The following is a 17191-nucleotide window of genomic DNA, read 5'->3' on the forward strand; positions in this document are numbered from 1 at the left end:
ACGGCATCGCTCTGTCCCTCGACCATCGCAAAAAGCAGCAGTAGAGCGCCGTATCTCTGCGCCCAACCGTGCGATCAGCCCCGAAACCTCAAACAACAACCAAGCTCGACGTTTTGACACGGCCTGGACCCTTTCAGGACGTTCAAGCCAGTCCCGCCGTTCCTCGAAAGCCGCCGCTCCCGATCGGTAGGTCACACGGGTTCGGGAAGGCCAAGCCAGCGGCGCCACTGTCGTGCCGCTTCGCTGCGGTCGTTCAAGACGTAGGTGGTCGGTGGGAGTAGCGCCCATTCGCCGTCCGCAGCGTGCGCTTCGAGGTAGCGTCGCTCCCGCTCTCCCGGTTCTGCGGCTTCGTCGCGGAAGAAATCGAACTCGATGCCCCGAAACCCGGTCCATCCAAGATGGCTCTGGATCAGAAGAAACTCGGGAAGGGTGTGATCGATGAACCAGCCCGGAGCGTCGGAGCCGGTGTGGTTCAGCCAAAGAAGGCGACCGGCTTCATCCGCACGGTCCACTCCAATATGGTTGCCCCCAAGGTCCATTCCGAGGGGAAACGCTCGATCCCACCATTGCCGGTGGCGCTGGTAGTGGAGCCGCACCCCCGGATCGTCGGCTTCCATCGTCTCTACGTCGCGAAAGTTCTGCTTCCACACCTCCATGTCCCTCAGAAGCATGGGAGTCTCATCGAGAAAGAAGCGGATATGGCCGGCATTGATGGTCGGCTCGACGGGATTGGGCGGCTCGCCCACCGGCTTGCGGAACGGCGCGGGAGGAACGAGATCGTAGACGACGCTCGACCAGCCTTCCGGCATGACGACGCGTCGCCCGGGCAGCAGCCATTCGATCTCCAAGCCCGCCGAAACGTCACGATAGAAGCGGCGGAGTGCCGGCGGGATGGGCTCGCCGATCTCACGCTCCACGGCGCCAACCGCCTCCTCGCCGGCCGGCGGGCGGATGTCGACGGTGATCGGCACGGCTGGCCGATCCCAACTTCCCGTGAGGCCGAGCCGGGCAGCACCGGCACGGAAGCCTTCCACGTTGCGCAGCACCGTGTCCCACGTCTCGTCGCCCCTCGTCGCGGCACGCCCGTCACCGTTGCGCATGACGACTGGCAGCGTCGTCATCAGGACGAGAAAGGTCCGCCGGGTCGTCAATTGCCAACCTCCTGTGCCTCTCGATCTCGCCACCTGCTGAGTCGAGAGCGATCACGCATGCGAGCGGGTCGGTATCATCCGCTTCTGACCCAACCGTAGCTAGAACCGGACCGTCGCAAAGCCACCCTAAAATAACCTGGTCCGTGCGGCTCACTCGGGCGCACGGCGGGGTGAAACCGGAAGGCCGCTGCTCAGCTTGACCCCCGGGCGAGGCGTTCAGATGATCAGAAAGTCAGCATAAGACAGGCTGAGCCCGGCCGTCAGTTTGGCGAACTGAGTGCCTTGGATCGCGCCAGATCCGTCGGGGTCGTAGAAGAGCTTTCCGGTATCCGCCTCGTAGATGATGCGATCGTCTCGTTCGGCCGCGATGCCGGTCTGATTGGCCGCGAAGGCGGCCTTGCGCAGCGTGCCGACCGCGCCTGCGTTGTTGAAGATCGCATGATCGAGCACGATGCTGTCGTCGTCGCCGGATCGCGTTCCGAAGTCGACGATCGTATCGACGTTCGTTTTTCCGAGGGCGGTGTCGAAGACGAAGGCGTCGTTGCCCTGGCGTCCGACCAGACGATCCGAGCCGAGGCCGCCCGCCAGGACGTTGTTGCGGGTCGTGCCGGTGATCGTGTTCGCGAGGGCGTTGCCGAATCCGTCCAGGTGAGCGCCACTGACAAGCGTCAGGTTCTCGACGTTGACGGGAAGCCGATAGTCGACGCTGGAGGACACCTTGTCGGTTCCGCCACCGGCAAGCTCGACGATCGTGTCGCCGATGTCGTCGACGACGTAGCTGTCGTTTCCGGCCCCGCCCGTCAGGATGTCCGCGCCCCGGCCGCCGTCGAGGATGTCCGCGGCAGAGCCGCCGGTGATCGTGTTGACGGAGCCGTTGCCCTTCCCGTTGAAGGAGGCTGTTCCGGTGTAGATCAAGTTCTCGAGGTTTTCGGCAAGGGTGAAGCGCGCGAGGCCGGTCCGCACGGTGTCCATGCCGCCGCCGGCCGCCTCGGTGATGGGCGTTCCCGCGACATCGATGACGTAGGTGTCGTTCCCCATTCCCGGCTTGGTCGGATCCACATCGTCGATCTCGACGACGATCGGGTGATCGGACAGGGTGAAGGAGACGCTTCTTCCGTTCTGAACCGTCTTCGTGGCCGTCGTGCCGAGGAGCGGATCGAAGACGGAGATCGAGTCGATGACGTCGTCGAACGTCACGGTGACGGTCTGCCCGGCTGCCGAAATCGGCTTGTCGTTCGCCTCGTCCCAGATGTCGGGCTCGGCCCATAGAACGACCTGGAACGTGCCGTCCGTCTTCTGCGTCAGGTAGCTTTTGGCGCCCGGCGGCAAGCCCGCCATCGTATAGCTGAGGCTTCCGCTGATGAAGCTCGAGGCCGCGCTGTCGTCGTCCTGGAGTATCGAGGTGAGATTATGGACGGCGGTCGCTGCGGGCTTGGGATTGTAGCGCGCGTCGAAGAGGCCGAAATGGTTCTCCTGGTCGGCGCCTGATCCATCTGCGGGCGAGTTGAGCAGCTGATAAAGATAGGTTCCGCGCGAGCCGAGACTGGCCGCGTCCATGTAGGCGTTGAGCGTGAGCTTGGCTTGCGTGATCAGGTCGACGCCTTCCCAGCCGCCGCCCGTGTCGGCGCCCATCGAGTTGTGGTAGCCGAGTTCCGTAAGGACGAAGGGCTTGTTCGGGTCCAGGCTCTCCAGCCTCGCCTTCGCATCCCTGATCGCGTTGAAGGGCTGACCGCCGTTCTTCGGATAAACGTGCTCGTTGCTCCAGTCCGAAGCGGAGGAGGTGTTTGGCCAATCCGTGAAGCCCAGCACCGGGATCGATCGCAGCAGGGCGTCCGCGTTGACGCCGTTGTAGAGGTCGGACTGAAAAACCTTTGCCGCCGACGTTCCGGTCAGCCCCTTGTACGAGACGGGGAAGTTGTTGACCTCGTTCAGGCCCTCGATGCCGACGATCGAGCCCGGATGAATATCCTCGAACGCGTGGAGGTTCTGCACCACGTCGCGAGGGTCCTCCTTGCCGAGCGGGTGGAAAACGAACTTCAACCCGGCATCCGCAGCCGTTTCGAGGTTCTTCTGCCCGACCAACGCATAGGTCGGATTGGGGGCTCTGGCGCGGACGTGATCGATTCCGAGATAGTCGAGCGCCGACAGAACCTTGTCGATTGGCGCGTAGACACCGTCGGTGAAGGTTATGGGAGCGACGACGCCGAACGTATCGACAAGATCAGATGCCCGCACTGCGCGTTCGATGGCCAACTTCCAGTCTCCAAACTCAAGTGGCTATTCTGGGCGAACCAGTAGCGGTTGGAGCTTGTGCCATGGTGTCCAGGCTGCAACATCTGTACGGCCGGCTGAGTGGCCGTGCGTAACGTGTCCATGAATGTTCGCTGGCTGATGGTTGGGGCACCTGAGCGCTTGAACACTCGAAGGATGATTGGTTTGCAGCTGGTTCGAACTGGAAAGTAACCACATCGACCTGCGATCATCGACAAGCCGACGCTGTCGGCATCAATCGTCGGAAAATTCCCGCGGCAGCTCGCCGAACTTGGCGAGAAGCACCGGCTCGCCTTGAGGGTCGCCGCTCTCCTCGTCGACGTCCATCTGCAGAGCGATGAAGCCGACGAGCCGGCCGTTGAAGTTGTCACGGCCGCGCTCGGCGCGCCGACGTGCCTCGTCGGCCGTCTTGAACGGGAAGGGCGTACCGGGACGGAAGCCCTTGCCCTTCCTTTCGAATCCTTGCGCCAAGTAGACGGTCTTCGTGGGCATGCGATCCTCCGGGTACGACGGGTCAGGTGCCGTCAGGGCTTCGACGTCAGGCGGTGGCGGACGTCGCCGCGCCGCACCGACGCGTCCAGGCGGTCGACCTCGATCCACGCACTGCGTAGCAAGATTTCCCACACCGCGTCGCGCCTGTCGCCGCCTCGACGCTTGCCTTGAAGCCGGGAACACCTCCGGAACATCGCGTGGCACCTCGTTCCACGGATTGCCGCCGTACGCCATCCGTTCCGCGCGGGAGACGCAAGGCAAGCGTCGGAAGGCTCTTCGAAGCTCTGGGAATAAGAGGATTGCTGGAGCGGGCGATGGGAATCGAACCCACGACATTCAGCTTGGGAAGCTGATCTAATTACCGTTCGCAGTGTTTCGCCGATGTTCAGGAATCCTAGAAAAGCAGGGCTTTGCGTTGACTTTTGTGTTCGCGCCGGTTTGTGCTGATGCGCGGTTCCGCGCCGCCATCCGTCCAATATCCGTCCAAATCCGTCCAAGGCAACCGATGCCCGACCTGCCTCCGACCAAAGCCGGTATCGACGCGCTGCCGCTGCCCGAGAAGAACGCTGTCGACTACCGCGACCCGAAACAGTCGGGCCTCATCCTGCGCGTCTCGCCCGGCGGCACGAAGTCGTGGTCCGTGCGCGCCGACAAGGGCGGCCGAGGCGAGGTGGGCCGCTCGAAGAAGATCACCATCGGCCGCTATCCGGATTTGCCCTTGAGCCTGGCGCGGGAGAAAGCGCGCAAGATGCTCTCGGCCGTCGCCGACGGCATCGACGTCGACGGCGAGAAAAAGGCGGCAGCCGCCGCGAAAGCGAAGCGCCGTGTCGAGACGATCGAGGCGGTCGGGCGCGACTACATTGAGCGGACCGCCACTGGTCGGCATCGCTTCAACGGCAAGCCGATGCGTCCGCGGCCGCGCGCGCTGGAAAAGGACTACCTTGAGCGCGTCGTCATCCCGAAGCTCGGCAAGCGGCCACTTGCCGACATCACGCGCGCCGAGCTGCAGCGGACCGTCGACGCGATCGAGACGGAGTTCTCGCCCGGCGCCGCGCGACACGCCCGGAACGTCATCCAGAAGATCTTCGCCTTTGCGGTCTGGCAGGAGATCGTCGCCAACGATCCAACCCGCTTCGTCTCCTCGCCGACCTGGACGGAGCGCGAGCGGGTGCTCACCGACGAGGAGATGGCGGCCCTTTGGCGGGCCCTATCGAACCCCGGCGCGCTGAAGGGCGTCAGCCTGTCGGTCGCGATCGCCACGGCGATCAAGCTCGCGGCCGTCACGCTCCAGCGCCGCGGCGAGGTCAGCGGCATGCGCCTCGACGAGATCGACCGGAAGGCGCGGACCTGGACGATGGCCGGCGAGCGTACGAAGAACGGCCGGACCCACGTCGTGCCGCTCTCCGCGCTTGCGATCGAGCTCATCGACGAGGCGCTCGCCGCACGCACCAAGGCGGGAACGAAGAGCCAGTTCGTTTTCCCGTCGCCGCGCAACCCGGCCCAGCCGGTAGCGCCGAACGCGATCACGCATGCCTGGGGGCGGTTCCTGCCGCTCCTGCGTATGGAGAAGGACGGGGAGGAGGTGCCTGTCACGGGGATCACCCCGCACGATCTGCGCCGGACGGGCTCGACGGCCATCACGAGCGAGCGGATCGCGATGCCGCGCTTCGTCGTCAGCCAAGTGCTCAACCACACCAGCGACAGCGGCGGCACGGCGGCTGTCACGGCCGTCTACGACCGCAACGCCTACCTGAAAGAGAAGCGCGCGGCCCTCGACGCCTGGGCCGCGCTGCTTGCCGAGATCGTCGGGCTCAGGCCTCCGCCTGCGCCTTGACGTAGGTTTCGAGGTCCCGTTGGCGCCAGCGCTTGAGGCGCTGCCCGTAGGTGATCGCCTGCGGAAAGGCCTTGTCGGTGCGCTCGAGCTTCCAGAGCGTCGTGCGGCCTATCTTCAGGAAGTCGCACGCCTCAGCCGTCGTCAGCAGTGTGCCCCCGGTCGTTTCACCCATCGCGGTCTGCCTTTCCTTCGTCACCCACGGCGACCCGCGCACCGTGCAGCGGGCAGCCGACCGTCATCCAGAAGAGGCCCGAGCCGAGGTGTCCCTCGCCGCGGGCGTTGTCGACGACCGGGCAGCGGCAACCCGGCGTACCGGCGAACGGGCTGCCTGGGTTCGGCACCTCGTCGAAGTCAGCCGTGCTCATGTTGTGACGCCCCTCTTTCGATCTCTTCTGCGCTTGTCCTTCCGCCGAAGGCTCTCTCGACGCGCCGCCGCGTATTCGGGATCGGCTGCCATCCGTAAGGCGCGGTTCTGCTTCTGGGTCAGGTATCTGGACCTGACCTTCTCCTTGTGCTGCTCTCGATAAACCGGATCCTCCTCCATTCTCTTGGCATGCCGCTGCTGGCGGCGGATTTCGATCTCACGGATGACACGCCGCGCGATCGGATCAGGCAGCCCGGCCCGCGCCCGGGCGAGGCGCAGGCGATGCTTAACCGTCTCGTTCAGGATGACAGCTTCCATCAGCTCCGGCGGAGCGTTGTGGATGGCGAGGCGTGCGGTCACCCCAAGCCAGTTCGGGAAGAGAACCCAGTTCGAGGCATCGGTGTTGAGGCGGTCGCCATCCCTGGCCTTGAGCACGTAGCCTTCCGGGAGGGGGCCGTTCGCCTCCTCCCAGTTCAAGTGGCTCAAGAGCTTCCAGCGCCGGGCGTTGGCTACCTTCTTGAAGACGTGGCCGTTGTGGATGGCCACGCTGCCGACGGGCTCCGGACGGCCCCTCATTCGTCCCTCTTTCCCTCGATCGATCGCAGATATGGGGCGGGATCATTGCCGTAGTCGACAACGAGCTTGGCGGCCGAGACGGAAAGCGAGGCGAGGCGAACCACCTGATCTGCGACGCCCGTCATGGCCTCGGCGCGCCGGGCCTCGGCCTCGATCTGCTCGGCGGTGAGCCCCTCCTCGCCGAGGCGTTCGAGTTGGGCGAAGAGGTGGTTGTTGAGGTCGACAAGCTTGTTCTTCACTGGCCAGTATCCTTCACGAGAGAGGCGGCGCGAGCAGGGATCTCAGCGCGTATGAAAGACGCCATGTCGTCATGTCGGCGCCGCCTCGCGACCTCATCCTCAGGCGTCATCGAGTGACTGGCGGGCTCGACTGCGTCGGAGCGGTTCACAGCGCACCTCAGTTCTTCGGTAGATCCACGACCATGCCGAGCGCCTCGAGGTAGAGGTCGAGGATGGCGTCCTGTTCAGCGCGCTCGTTGGCGTCCTGCTTGCGCAGCGAGATGACCTTCCGGAGCACCTTTGTGTCGAAGCCATTGCCCTTGGCTTCGGCATAAACGTCCTTGATGTCGTCGGCGATCGTCTGCTTTTCCTCTTCCAGACGTTCGACTCGTTCCACGTAGGACCGCAGCTGGTCCTGCGCGACTTCCTGCACTTCGCTCATGGGTATGCTCCTGGTGGTGCGGAAAGGGGGTGGGGATGAAGGGGAGGGCACGGCCGGAGGGGCGCTCACGCGTCGTGGCGGATCTCGGCGCGCAGGCCGGCGCAGGTGTTCACCGCCAGCACGATGAGGCTAGCGATCGTCGCGACGTCGGTGTCGTCCATGACGCTCTCCACGTCGACGACGAGGATCTCCTCGCCATCGGCGGCGAGGATGGCGCCCAGATCCTCGGCGCTCTCGCGCAACGGCAGCGCGACGCCGATCTCGGCGAACATCGCGGCGAAGCGCTCGCTGACGGTGGGGTTCTCGATACGGAGATCAGGCACCAGGGGCCTCCATAGAATCGATGTTGCAGCGATGGACGGTGAAGGTGAGGGCGCAGAAATGGAGGGGCCGGTCTGCCATCATGCCGCCTTCGCGACCGGCGCGGCCGCGACTAGGGCGTCGACCCAGGCAATGAACGCGCGCAGGACCGGCTGGACGTTATAGTTGTCGATCTCAGCCAGGCGACATAGCCGTGCGCGTGCGCTAAAACCTCGTACGGCACCGGCTGCGGGCTTCCCGCGGCGACCCAGGCCTGCAGCGGCGAGGCGCAATCATTGGCGGCGACGCGCGGCATCGAGGCGCTGTGCCCGGCAGGATTGCCACGCTCCTTTGCCGCGCGTCGCCTCGCCGTCATCCCCGCACCTTTGCCTGTCGGGTGACGGTGGTCTCGCTGTTCTCGTCGGCGTTTGCCTCGGCCGCCCGCGCGATCGCCTCGTCGCGCAGCCGCTCCAGCAAGGTCCGGCGCCGCGCGCGAGCCGCGACGGGATCGGGCCGCTTGTCGACGGCGATGCCGCGATCAATCTGGCGGCGACGCGAGAGCGGCGAGGCCTCGTCCAGCTCCTCGATGTCGAGAAGCGCGAGGTTGTGCTCGACGAGGACGAGGAGATCGTCCTCGTCCGTCAGCACCCGCTGCGCCGACGATGTCGTGCGGCGGCCGATCGGCACGAGCCCGTGCTCGCCCACGATGATGATGGCGGCGGCGCGCTCGCGCTTCGATAGGGCGCGCCCGTCTGACCAGACGGTGTCGGGATCGGCGAAGGACTCGTCGGGCTGCCGGTCGACGTCGGCGAGGGGATCGTCGACGTTCGTGCCGTCCTCGAAGGGCGGCAGCTGCGAGAGATCGTCCTCGACGTCGGCCGTGCGCGGGTTGGCCTTGCAGAAGGCGAGACCGCGCGAGATGAGCTCGTGGCGCGGATAGCCGGTCGCGGCCGAGAGCGCGGCGAGGTCGCGAGCCGCGGGATTGAGGTGAACGCGCGGCGTCATCGGGTGACCTCCGGTCGCGGCCGTCGCGACAGGTCGACGCCTGCGATGGCCAGCGCCTCTTCGATCGAGGCAAGCGTCGTGCCGCCGCCCGCGGTGTCGATCGCGAGAAAGGCCTCGCGGGCGGCGAGGAGCGCGGCCACCATCGGCAAGTGAGCGTTCCAGGAGAGGACAAGGCGCTCGGCGAAAGCCTCCGCGACGACGGGCCGGCGGGTGATGCCGCCGGCGGCGAAGTCGACGATCAGCGTGCCGCTGCCGTCGGCGACGACGGCGCGCGCCATGGGGCCGCCGGGATTGGAGGGGCGCACCTCGAGCGTGGCGGGGAGGATGCCGATCACGACGCGCTCCCCTCGATCCCGGCGAGGAGCTCGTCGACCTTCGCGACGCGATCCTTCAACGCCGCGACGACATCGGCCGGCGTGTCGCTCGGCAGACGGTCTAGGGCGATCTGGAGTGCCGCCCGGTCGTTGATCGCGCTCTCGACGAGCCGGTCGTGCGAGTTCCAGGCGAGCCGGATGAAGGCGGCGTTGGCTTCGTCGTCACCGCGCGGCAGCTGGCCGCTCTCGGTGCTCGCGATCAGCGCGCCAGTGTCGGCGGAGTAGAGGCGGCAGGTGAGGTCGCGACCGGCATCCCCGGTGTGGGCCGGCCGGATGAGGCCCGGCGTGCGCCCGCCGCGCGGCGGAGCAGGGGTGAACTCGGCGATCATCTTGCTCATCGAGCGGCGCTCACCAGCATGACGACATCGCCGCCGGCCGGAGCCGAGGTGCTGCGGTCGCCCAGCACCGAGAAGGACGCGACTAACGCGATCACGGCGGCGAGGGATGCGATCTCTTTGAGGATGGCCATGCGTGCGCTCCATCAGGTAATGGAGGCATTCAAGCATCACTTGAATGTTCAATCAAGTGATGCTTGACCAAAAAACCTAACTGACCCCTCTCGACACTCTAGGTTCCGGTATCGATCATAGAACGAATCATGAACGGAGCGAATCATGGCGCTGGCCCAGGAGGTCGTTTTTCGTCACGTCCGGGCAGTTCGCATCGAGTGCGGTCAGTGCGGAAAGAACCGTTGGAGGAACAAGGAAGATTTGCGCCGCTTCGGCGTCCGCGAAGAGACGACGCTCAATGACTTCGCGTGCAAACTGCGCTGCACCTATTGCCGGCAGGAGGGCGTTCCGGACGATCATTTCACGGTCGAGCCGCTGTTCTATGACGAGGTGCAGAGGACGAAAGCCCTCGGCCGGCACCTCAGAAGCCGAGAACTTCTTTCCAGGGGATCACACGGTGAACGGCCTTCACCTCTCGCGGATCGAAGTCGATTTCGGCTGAAGGATTGAACTGCGAGACCAGGATCTTGGACGTGGACCGCTTGACCAAGCGCTTGATGAAGCCTCGCCCCGCCGGTGCATCCTCGGTCGGCAACATCTCGATCACGCAATCGTCGCCGGGCACGGGCGGGCGACCGCCGCAGTACACCATGTCGCCCGGCTCGTAGCGTGGAGACATGCTGTCTCCGAGCACATGGAGCGCGAAGACGTTGGAGAGGTTCGCTATGCCTGCCGGGCGGCGAACGTGCCCGATGATCTCGCCGTTGAAGCTGAAATCCCCGGAGCTGCCGCCGACTGTGAGGCCCAATACCGGCACATCAAGAGGGCCAAGTGCGGGGCGACCGACATCGGAGACGCGCTCGACCTCATTCGGCGGAGCGGCATCGTCAAGGAGAACGACCTCGCCGCGATAGGCGGCGGTCGCGTCGATCTTGAGGAAGGCCGCGACGGTCCGCAGGTTTTCCATCGTAATCTGATTGTCGCCGCGCTCCCATTGGCTGACCGCCTGCACGGAGACACCGACGTGGTCCGCCACGTCTACCTGACGCAGCGCCCGGCGCTTCCGAGCGTTCTTGAGAGCTGATCCGACCGTCGCTTCCATCACCGCCGATGTGAATAATGGGGACGGCTCGGGTCCACTAAAGAGATGCTTGATTTGATAATCAAGCGGTGCTTGAATAGGCGTCATGAGTGATCGTGATGCGATGAGCGCGGCCCTGGGGGCAGCAATTCAGGCCGTTGGCGGGCATGCCGTCGTTGCCGACAAGCTCGGCATCTCGACCCAGGCTGTGTGGCAGTGGTCGATTTGTCCTCCCGTCAGAGTTCTGCCGCTCGAGGCCCTCTCCGGCGTTTCCCGGCATCGGCTCCGACCCGACATGTTCGGCGAGTGCGACGAAGGTTGCTCGCTCGTCCCTGCCGCGGAGGCGGGGCTTGTTGCGGAGGCGACGCAATGATCGAGAGCCTCGCCATCCTCCTTGCGTGGCTCGCGTTCGCGCTGATCGGCGGCATCGTGCTCGGCCGGCACTTGAGGCGCCTGCGCCGCGCCCACCCGGTCGTGCGCTGGGCTGCCAACGACGACTTCATCCGCTTCTCACCCCCGTCTCGCCGCCGCCGCGCTCGTCGCGGCGGCTGATCTCTCGACCCGTCCAAGATGTCGCATCCCTCGCGCCACTTCACGGAAATTCGCCGCCTACCGGTTTCCGCTCCTCAAGGCCTGACCATGATCCAGCCCTTCACCGATCTCGACGAGCGCGCACTGAAGACGCTGACGGGCGAGCTCGTCTCTGCGGTCGGCGGCACGGCCTCGGCCGGCGAGGCGCTCTGGTACGTCGACGCGAAGGGCGAGCGCCGCGCGTTCTCCGAGGCGCGGATCTCCGGCTACTGCACCCCGAGCGACATGTCGCGCTCGATGCCTATTAGGCAGGTCGTGCGTCTGGAGATCGCGGCGAAGGCGCCGATCGTCAGCCGCTGGATGCTCAACCGCACCCAGCGCGACGGCTCGACCAGCCGCGCTCCGGCCTGCGTTCAGGACCTGCACCGCATCGTCCGCGAAACCTCGGATCTGCACCGCGCGATGTGCGACGCGACCGACGACGACGGCCAGGTAAACACGGCGGCCGAGAAGGCGGCCGTGCTCGACGCCATCACGGACCTGCGGCGCGTCCTCGACGATCTCGAAGCGAAGGTGGTGTGACGATGCCCGCCTCGCTCCCGCAGCCGCCCTGATCCCGTGATCGCCCGCGCGCGCATCCTCCCGTAGCGCGCGGGTCTCCCGCCGGCCCCGCCTTCTTCCCAATCAAGCGGGGCCGGCACCCTTTCACATCACCGACATGGAGCACGCCGATGGCACCCGTCCGGCGCAACGTCACCACTTTGTCTGCTGAAACCGCCGCCGAGCCGAAGAAGCCGGGACGCAAGTTGAGCCGCCGGCCGAGCGCCGCCGTCGCGGCCGAGCGCAAGGCGCTGGCGATCCGGCGTCACGCCGAGAAGGCCACGCCAACTCAGATCGCCGCCGAGGCGAACGTCTCGCTGCAGACGGTCAAGACCTGGATGCGCGACAAGGTGGCGTTCCCGCCGCATTCGCCCGAGCCACCCGTTGGGTCTGCCGCCGAGCCGTCCTTGGTCGACCCGCTCGTCGAAGCCATCGCCGCCATGTGGGCCGAGGGGAAGACCTATGGTCCGATCATGCAGGCGACGGGCCTGACGAAGGGCCGTTTGTCCTGGATCATCAAGTGCAATCCCGCGCGCTTCCCCAAGCGGGATCGCTCGGCGAGCGGCCGCGTCGCCGGCGCGCGACGCCGCGCTGGGCCGGACCAGCTGACGCCTGCGATCTCCAACGGCTCGGTCGAGGTTGACGAAACGACGGTTTCGATTGACACGGCGCCCGTTTCCGCGCCGATCGCGGCCGATCCGGTTGACGCGGCGCCTGCGGAGGTTGCCGACGGCGACACGGGGCCGGCCGAAGCTGCCGACGAGCGGCCGGCGCGCGACGATGCCTTCCGTCCGCTGCCGGGCTTTCAACCCGTCCCGCTGATCGATGCGCTCTCTGCGACATGCCGCTGGCCCGTTTACCCGGCCGGCCGGACCCGCTTCGGCGTCGCAGTCCATTGCTGCGGGCGCGCGACGGGCGACCTGAAGCGCTCCTACTGCGACACGCACACCCGCATGGCGCGCGGCGCCGGCTCCTCGGCCGAGCGCGCCGCGCACAAGGTGTCGCGCCTGCAGTCGCCCGGCGCGGTGCCCGTCTTCTTCGCCTCTCAGGCAACGGGAGCCTGAACCGTGCAGGCGCTGCGCCCCTCCGCCATCGTGCAGGCGCCCGGCAGCCTGGCGAACGCCTGCAGCGTGCTGGCGGAGCGTGTCGAGCTGTCGGGCGCGGCCAACGTCGACCTCGACGAAGACATCGCCGACTGGCTCGGCGAGGTCCCGGGCTTCCGGTCCGATGATCCGGCGAAGGCCCGCACCGCGATCTGGGTGTCGTTCTGCGGGCGGTTCGTCGGCGACCTGACCGCGACCGATCGGCTCCTCGACGCGCTCTTCCCGAAGGCCCGCTACCAGTTCGATAGCGGCCAGCGCGGCGCGAGCCTGCCCGCCGCCTTCGTGCGCGTGCCGGGCGTCGTCGTTCCCTTCGCCGGCATCGCGCCGGTGCGCGCCAACGCGCTCCTCGCCGCGACGCTGCGCGCGGCCGCCGACTGGCTCTCTTCCATGCCCCCGCCCGCGGCCAACGACGCCGCGCCCGTCCTCCTCTCCATCGTCACGTCCGAGGCCGCCCCATGCCCGCTTCCGCCCATCGCTCCATCATCGACCCCGACCAGGCCATCGGATCCATCATCCAGCGCCGCCGCGAAATCGCCGGCCTCTCGGCTTCGGCGCTTGGTCGGGCGTTGGGGCTGACCTACCAGCAGGTCCGTAAGTACGAGGGCGGCCAGAACCGCGTTTCGACCGGCGCACTCCTGCGGATCGCGGAGGCGCTCGGCTGCACCGCCGTCGAGATCGTCGCCGAGGTGGAGCGGGCACTGCGGCCGGCGGGCGAGATACCTTCGGACGGCGAGGCAGTCGAAATCGCTCGCCAGATCGCGGCGCTGCCGGTCGCGAGCCGGCAGAGCGTCGTCAACATCATCGGCGCGCTGTCGGGCGCCGGCGTCGGCTATCGTGCGGAGCGGGCGCCGTGAGCGCTTCGGCACGCGGGCTCTTTCACGCCACCGGCAAGCGCTCGAAGCCGGTCCATACGCGGGATCTCCTGACTGGCGAGATCGTCGTGGCGCCTGCGCTCGCACGTCGCGCCGGCGAGTTCTATGCCACACCGCCCGAGCCGTCTCGCGCCCTCGTCGCCGCCGAACTCAGCCGGCTGCGCACGTTCCCTGCCATCTGGGAGCCGGCGGCCGGCGACGGTGCGATCGCGCGCGAACTGGAGTCGGTCGGCCTGCCGGTGATTATCTCCGACCTCGTCGATCGCGGCTGCGGCGCCATCGTCCGCGACTTCTACGACTTCGACAAGGCGCCGGCTGCGGCGATCCTCACGAACCCTCCCTTCGACCAGTGCTCATGGAAGGGGGCAGAAGCCCGGTGGATCTATCACGCGCTGGAGCGCTTGCGCGTCGCTTACATGGCCCTGTTGCTGCCTTGGGGCTGGCCGGGCGCGGCAGGACTGGCCCACCTCTGGCGCCGGTTTCCGCCGGCTCGCGTCTACCTGATGCGCTGGCGCGTCGACTTCACGGGGCAGGGCGCCTCGCCGGCGCTGAACGCCTGGTTCGTCTGGGACTGCACGCATCGCGGCGCACCCGCCCTTCTCATGCTGGATCGAGCCGACGCGCGGCAGTTCGACATGTTCGGAGGCGCACGCTGATGTCGCAACCGACACGTCCTGCACTTCGCTGGTTCGGTGGCAAGTGGCGCCTGGCCCCCTGGATCATCGAGCATCTTCCGCCGCACCGGACCTACGTGGAGCCCTTCGGTGGTGCGGCGTCCGTGCTGCTGCGCAAGGAGCGTTCCTACGCCGAAGTCTACAACGACCTCGACGACGATGCCGTTTGCCTCTTTCGGATCCTGCGCGACCGTAAGCAGGCGGCGGAGCTTGAGCGCCTTCTCTATCTGACGCCCTTCGCGCTGTCCGAGTTCCGCGCAGCCTACAAGCACACCGACGATCCTCTCGAGCGATCTCGCCGGCTGCTTGTTCGCTCGTTCATGGGCTTCGGCGCCAATTCGGCGACGACGTTCGAGCGCGGCGCCAACACCACCGGCTTCCGCCGCTCATCATCGCGCAGCGGCACCACGCCGGCGCACGACTGGCGGAACTACCCGGAAGCGCTCGGCGCGATCGTCGACCGCCTGCGCGGCGTCACGATCGAGCATCGCGACGCTCGCGAGGTCATGGCCTACAACGATCGGCCGGATACCCTGCACTACGTCGATCCGCCCTACGTCCACGCGACGCGTTCGTTGCGGAACCCCTATTGTAAGAAGAGCCGGTACCGGCACGAGCTCAGCGATGCTGATCACGCCGAGCTGCTGGCTTTTCTTACGCATCTCACGGGCATGGTGGTTCTCTCCGGCAATGCGACGGCGCTGTATGACGAGGCGCTGGCAGGCTGGAAGCGGGTCCAAACGGTCGCGATGGCCGACCAGCAGCGCCGGCGGCTTGAGGTTCTCTGGATCAACCCCGCGGCTGTGGCGGACCTGAACCTCTATCGCAGTCGCGGGCTGCTGCCGCTCTTCGGTTCTGAGGTGGCGGCATGACCGAGCTCGCCCGATACAAGATCCCGTTCCCGATCTCGGTCAACGCGATGTACGCGCGCATGGCCGGCGGCATCCGCAAGTCCAAGCGCTACAAGGCCTGGAAGAAGGAGGCCGGGCTGGAGATGATGATCCAGCGCCCGCGGCCGACGAGCGGGCCGGTGACGATCGTTCTGGAGCTGACCGCGCCCGACGATCGGCGGCGCGACGCCGACAACCTCGCGAAGTCGGTGCTCGACCTCCTCGTCACGCAACGCGTCATCGCCGACGACAATCAGCAGTTCGTCCGCTGGGTCAAGCCCGAGTGGGTGAAGAGCACCACGCCCGGCTGCGTCATCGTGATCGCGCAGGCGGAGGACGTGCCGTGAGCCGCCGCATCGATCCTCGCATCATTGGCTGGATGCGCGCGCACCGCTCGGAGCTTCGCGAAGCCTATCGCCTGGAGTTCGGTACCGACGAGCCGCCGGCGCCCGAGCCGCTCCCGGTGCGCGGGTCGACCGTTGGGCTGACGGAGAAGCAGGGCACCGCTTACCGCTTCATCTGCGACTACGCCGACGAGCGCGGCCACACGCCGAGCTACGACGAGATCGGAGCCGCGCTCGGCCTCGCCTCAAAGTCCGGCGTCCATCGCATCGTGACGGCGCTGGAAGAGCGCGGCCGCATCCGGCGCCGCCCGAATCGTGCCCGCGCGATCGAGATCGTCGAGACGCGGCCATGACGCTTCTCGCCGTCGTCCTCGCCGCGGCCGGCACCGCGCTCGCCCTGTCGGGCCACTCCCTCATCCTCGGCCGCAACGGCCCGGACCGCACCAACCCTCGCGCCGGCGCGGTCTCCCTCGCCGTCGGCAGCGTTCTCCTCGCCGCCTGCATCCTGGTGTCCTGATGTCCTCCGTCATTCCCGACGCGCGCGTCCTCGTCGCCGTCGACCTCCTCACCGGCGCCGGCCAGCGCATCGTCGCGATCGACGAGGCGGACGGCCTGCACCTCGCCGCGCTGCGGCCGACGTCGGCCACCGTCCTGCAGTCCGAGCAGAGCTTCACCCGGGAGGGCGCGCTGCGCCTCGCCCAGATGGTGCTCGCCGGCCATGAGCACGCGATGACGGCGCCGCATACGCTACGCACCATCGCCGCCGCCCTTGCGGCCGAGCACGCGCTTGCCGCGGAGGGCGCGTGACATGGGGCTCCCGCATCGCGACCTCTTCGCGCCGGCCGAGCGCGAGTGGAGCGAGCCCTTCGGCCCGCACCTGTCGCGCCCGACCGGCGAGCAGCTGACCGGCCGGCGCTTCAGCGGTCAGGTTTCGTTGATGCTGGCGCTCGCCACGCGCAACGACATCCCGGCCGCCGGCCTACGCAAGGTGCGCCGGCGGCTCGCCACCGAGCGCGGGCTTCTCCTCACCGTGCGCGAGATTTGGACGCTGAACCATCGCGACTGGGCGCGGCTCGGACGGCGCGAGGTGCCGTCCTACGCTGAAGCCTTCGAGCGCGCCGGCGCCGACTTCCACGTCCTCCTCGCAGAATCGGACCGCAAGCTGTGACGCGCTCTCGCCAAGCCACACTCGTCAACGACGGGCGCCGGATCCTTCAACCCAGCGCCCGTGCCTGGTTCTCAGCTCAGCGGCTGCCCGCTGTGACTCTGCATCGCTCTCGCGGCGACCACATCGTCGACCTCGGGCGCGAGGATGCCAGCTCGCTTGGCGAAGCTGACAAAGGCGGCTCGTGCAACCTCCGCATCGAACCCGCCTTCAATAGCGCCGAGGCAGGCGTTCCGAGCCAGCCGGTGCGGCAGGGTCTGAAAGTCGCCGGCGTGCTCGGTGAGGAAAGAATACGCCTGAAGCGGCGTCTCGATGTTCCGCGGCGCCTGCAGTCCGATGGCGACGCGAACGGGCTTTCTGAAACGGCTGTGCCCCATCTCAAGCTCCTGGTGAACGAGGAACGGAACGCCCGACAGACGCACGAGCTCAGAAAAAGTTCCCGTAGCTGCAGGGTG

The 17191-nt window shown here is 67.0% G+C and carries 30 protein-coding genes; 14 read left to right on the forward strand and 16 right to left on the reverse strand.

Features of this window, described 5'->3' with window-relative positions; translation table 11 throughout:
- Positions 1-191: 191 nt before the first annotated feature.
- The 3 genes from FZN60_RS13155 to FZN60_RS13165 all read right to left on the reverse strand — a co-directional run bounded on the left by FZN60_RS13155 (position 192) and on the right by FZN60_RS13165 (position 3914).
- A complete protein-coding gene (locus FZN60_RS13155; protein WP_158873951.1) occupies positions 192-1151 on the reverse strand; it encodes an SMI1/KNR4 family protein in 960 nt (319 codons plus the stop codon).
- 216 nt (positions 1152-1367) lie between these two features.
- Positions 1368-3404: a calcium-binding protein gene (locus tag FZN60_RS13160; RefSeq protein ID WP_158873952.1), complete on the reverse strand. Its 2037-nt coding sequence runs from the start codon at positions 3402-3404 to the stop codon at positions 1368-1370.
- 252 nt (positions 3405-3656) lie between these two features.
- Positions 3657-3914 carry a hypothetical protein gene (locus FZN60_RS13165; RefSeq protein WP_246726770.1) on the reverse strand — a complete coding sequence of 86 codons (258 nt, stop codon included), beginning with the start codon at positions 3912-3914 and terminating at the stop codon, positions 3657-3659.
- 505 nt (positions 3915-4419) lie between these two features.
- On the opposite strand from FZN60_RS13165, the gene FZN60_RS13170 reads away from it, so the two are divergent.
- The gene (locus tag FZN60_RS13170) at positions 4420-5748 is read left to right on the forward strand and encodes a tyrosine-type recombinase/integrase (protein ID WP_158873953.1); all 1329 of its coding nucleotides are present in this window, start codon (positions 4420-4422) and stop codon (positions 5746-5748) included.
- On the opposite strand, the gene FZN60_RS13175 is transcribed toward FZN60_RS13170, so the two are convergent.
- From FZN60_RS13175 to FZN60_RS13225, 12 genes are all read right to left on the reverse strand, one after another.
- The gene (locus FZN60_RS13175) at positions 5726-5920 is read right to left on the reverse strand and encodes a helix-turn-helix transcriptional regulator (protein ID WP_158873954.1); all 195 of its coding nucleotides are present in this window, start codon (positions 5918-5920) and stop codon (positions 5726-5728) included. The two genes, FZN60_RS13170 and FZN60_RS13175, sit on opposite strands and share 23 nt — an antisense overlap.
- A complete protein-coding gene (locus FZN60_RS13180; RefSeq protein ID WP_158873955.1) occupies positions 5913-6113 on the reverse strand; it encodes a hypothetical protein in 201 nt (66 codons plus the stop codon). Before FZN60_RS13180 ends, FZN60_RS13175 begins: the two co-directional genes overlap by 8 nt.
- Positions 6110-6658: an HNH endonuclease gene (locus tag FZN60_RS13185; protein WP_158873956.1), complete on the reverse strand. Its 549-nt coding sequence runs from the start codon at positions 6656-6658 to the stop codon at positions 6110-6112. The genes FZN60_RS13180 and FZN60_RS13185 overlap by 4 nt, the downstream gene beginning before the upstream one ends.
- A gap of 26 nt (positions 6659-6684) precedes the next feature.
- Positions 6685-6927 carry a hypothetical protein gene (locus tag FZN60_RS13190; RefSeq protein WP_158873957.1) on the reverse strand — a complete coding sequence of 81 codons (243 nt, stop codon included), beginning with the start codon at positions 6925-6927 and terminating at the stop codon, positions 6685-6687.
- A gap of 157 nt (positions 6928-7084) precedes the next feature.
- Positions 7085-7348 (reverse strand): DUF2312 domain-containing protein, encoded by a 264-nt coding sequence (locus tag FZN60_RS13195; protein WP_158873958.1) that lies wholly within the window; start codon positions 7346-7348, stop codon positions 7085-7087.
- 65 nt (positions 7349-7413) lie between these two features.
- Complete coding sequence (locus FZN60_RS13200; RefSeq protein WP_158873959.1) at positions 7414-7671, reverse strand: hypothetical protein; 258 nt, start codon at positions 7669-7671, stop codon at positions 7414-7416.
- Positions 7672-8020: 349 nt separating this feature from the next.
- Positions 8021-8653, reverse strand: coding sequence for a hypothetical protein (locus tag FZN60_RS13205; RefSeq protein WP_158873960.1), 633 nt, complete (start codon positions 8651-8653; stop codon positions 8021-8023).
- A complete protein-coding gene (locus FZN60_RS13210) occupies positions 8650-8988 on the reverse strand; it encodes a hypothetical protein (RefSeq protein WP_158873961.1) in 339 nt (112 codons plus the stop codon). Before FZN60_RS13210 ends, FZN60_RS13205 begins: the two co-directional genes overlap by 4 nt.
- The gene (locus FZN60_RS13215) at positions 8985-9365 is read right to left on the reverse strand and encodes a hypothetical protein (protein ID WP_158873962.1); all 381 of its coding nucleotides are present in this window, start codon (positions 9363-9365) and stop codon (positions 8985-8987) included. Before FZN60_RS13215 ends, FZN60_RS13210 begins: the two co-directional genes overlap by 4 nt.
- On the reverse strand, positions 9362-9496 hold the full coding sequence (locus FZN60_RS29145) for a hypothetical protein (protein WP_255475975.1): 135 nt from the start codon (positions 9494-9496) through the stop codon (positions 9362-9364). The genes FZN60_RS13215 and FZN60_RS29145 overlap by 4 nt, the downstream gene beginning before the upstream one ends.
- Before the next feature lie 127 nt (positions 9497-9623).
- Positions 9624-9896 carry a hypothetical protein gene (locus tag FZN60_RS13220; RefSeq protein WP_158873963.1) on the reverse strand — a complete coding sequence of 91 codons (273 nt, stop codon included), beginning with the start codon at positions 9894-9896 and terminating at the stop codon, positions 9624-9626.
- Position 9897: 1 nt separating this feature from the next.
- A complete protein-coding gene (locus tag FZN60_RS13225) occupies positions 9898-10665 on the reverse strand; it encodes an XRE family transcriptional regulator (RefSeq protein ID WP_246726774.1) in 768 nt (255 codons plus the stop codon).
- Here FZN60_RS13225 and FZN60_RS13230 point away from each other — a divergent pair.
- The 13 genes from FZN60_RS13230 to FZN60_RS13285 all read left to right on the forward strand — a co-directional run bounded on the left by FZN60_RS13230 (position 10664) and on the right by FZN60_RS13285 (position 16739).
- Positions 10664-10930, forward strand: coding sequence for a transcriptional regulator (locus FZN60_RS13230; protein ID WP_158873964.1), 267 nt, complete (start codon positions 10664-10666; stop codon positions 10928-10930). The two genes, FZN60_RS13225 and FZN60_RS13230, sit on opposite strands and share 2 nt — an antisense overlap.
- Complete coding sequence (locus FZN60_RS13235; protein ID WP_158873965.1) at positions 10927-11109, forward strand: hypothetical protein; 183 nt, start codon at positions 10927-10929, stop codon at positions 11107-11109. The genes FZN60_RS13230 and FZN60_RS13235 overlap by 4 nt, the downstream gene beginning before the upstream one ends.
- An 87-nt stretch (positions 11110-11196) precedes the next feature.
- On the forward strand, positions 11197-11670 hold the full coding sequence (locus tag FZN60_RS13240; RefSeq protein ID WP_158873966.1) for a hypothetical protein: 474 nt from the start codon (positions 11197-11199) through the stop codon (positions 11668-11670).
- Positions 11671-11819: 149 nt separating this feature from the next.
- Complete coding sequence (locus tag FZN60_RS13245; protein ID WP_158873967.1) at positions 11820-12752, forward strand: helix-turn-helix domain-containing protein; 933 nt, start codon at positions 11820-11822, stop codon at positions 12750-12752.
- Between the two features lie 3 nt (positions 12753-12755).
- Positions 12756-13367, forward strand: a complete 612-nt coding sequence (locus tag FZN60_RS28910) for a hypothetical protein (protein WP_246726776.1) — start codon at positions 12756-12758, stop codon at positions 13365-13367.
- Positions 13358-13645: a helix-turn-helix domain-containing protein gene (locus FZN60_RS13250; protein WP_369413041.1), complete on the forward strand. Its 288-nt coding sequence runs from the start codon at positions 13358-13360 to the stop codon at positions 13643-13645. Before FZN60_RS28910 ends, FZN60_RS13250 begins: the two co-directional genes overlap by 10 nt.
- Positions 13642-14319 carry a hypothetical protein gene (locus tag FZN60_RS13255; RefSeq protein WP_158873969.1) on the forward strand — a complete coding sequence of 226 codons (678 nt, stop codon included), beginning with the start codon at positions 13642-13644 and terminating at the stop codon, positions 14317-14319. Before FZN60_RS13250 ends, FZN60_RS13255 begins: the two co-directional genes overlap by 4 nt.
- Positions 14319-15209 (forward strand): DNA adenine methylase, encoded by an 891-nt coding sequence (locus tag FZN60_RS13260; protein ID WP_158873970.1) that lies wholly within the window; start codon positions 14319-14321, stop codon positions 15207-15209. Before FZN60_RS13255 ends, FZN60_RS13260 begins: the two co-directional genes overlap by 1 nt.
- Complete coding sequence (locus FZN60_RS13265; protein WP_158873971.1) at positions 15206-15574, forward strand: RusA family crossover junction endodeoxyribonuclease; 369 nt, start codon at positions 15206-15208, stop codon at positions 15572-15574. The genes FZN60_RS13260 and FZN60_RS13265 overlap by 4 nt, the downstream gene beginning before the upstream one ends.
- Positions 15571-15924, forward strand: a complete 354-nt coding sequence (locus FZN60_RS13270) for a LexA family protein (protein ID WP_439647308.1) — start codon at positions 15571-15573, stop codon at positions 15922-15924. The genes FZN60_RS13265 and FZN60_RS13270 overlap by 4 nt, the downstream gene beginning before the upstream one ends.
- Positions 15921-16088, forward strand: a complete 168-nt coding sequence (locus tag FZN60_RS13275; protein ID WP_158873972.1) for a hypothetical protein — start codon at positions 15921-15923, stop codon at positions 16086-16088. Before FZN60_RS13270 ends, FZN60_RS13275 begins: the two co-directional genes overlap by 4 nt.
- Positions 16088-16378: a hypothetical protein gene (locus FZN60_RS13280; protein WP_158873973.1), complete on the forward strand. Its 291-nt coding sequence runs from the start codon at positions 16088-16090 to the stop codon at positions 16376-16378. Before FZN60_RS13275 ends, FZN60_RS13280 begins: the two co-directional genes overlap by 1 nt.
- Before the next feature lies 1 nt (position 16379).
- The gene (locus FZN60_RS13285) at positions 16380-16739 is read left to right on the forward strand and encodes a hypothetical protein (RefSeq protein ID WP_158873974.1); all 360 of its coding nucleotides are present in this window, start codon (positions 16380-16382) and stop codon (positions 16737-16739) included.
- Between the two features lie 71 nt (positions 16740-16810).
- On the opposite strand, the gene FZN60_RS13290 is transcribed toward FZN60_RS13285, so the two are convergent.
- Positions 16811-17113: a DUF982 domain-containing protein gene (locus FZN60_RS13290; RefSeq protein ID WP_210253418.1), complete on the reverse strand. Its 303-nt coding sequence runs from the start codon at positions 17111-17113 to the stop codon at positions 16811-16813.
- Positions 17114-17191 lie beyond the last annotated feature (78 nt).

This window comes from Antarcticirhabdus aurantiaca (assembly GCF_009765365.1).
Classification (GTDB): Bacteria; Pseudomonadota; Alphaproteobacteria; order Rhizobiales; family Rhizobiaceae; genus Antarcticirhabdus; species Antarcticirhabdus aurantiaca.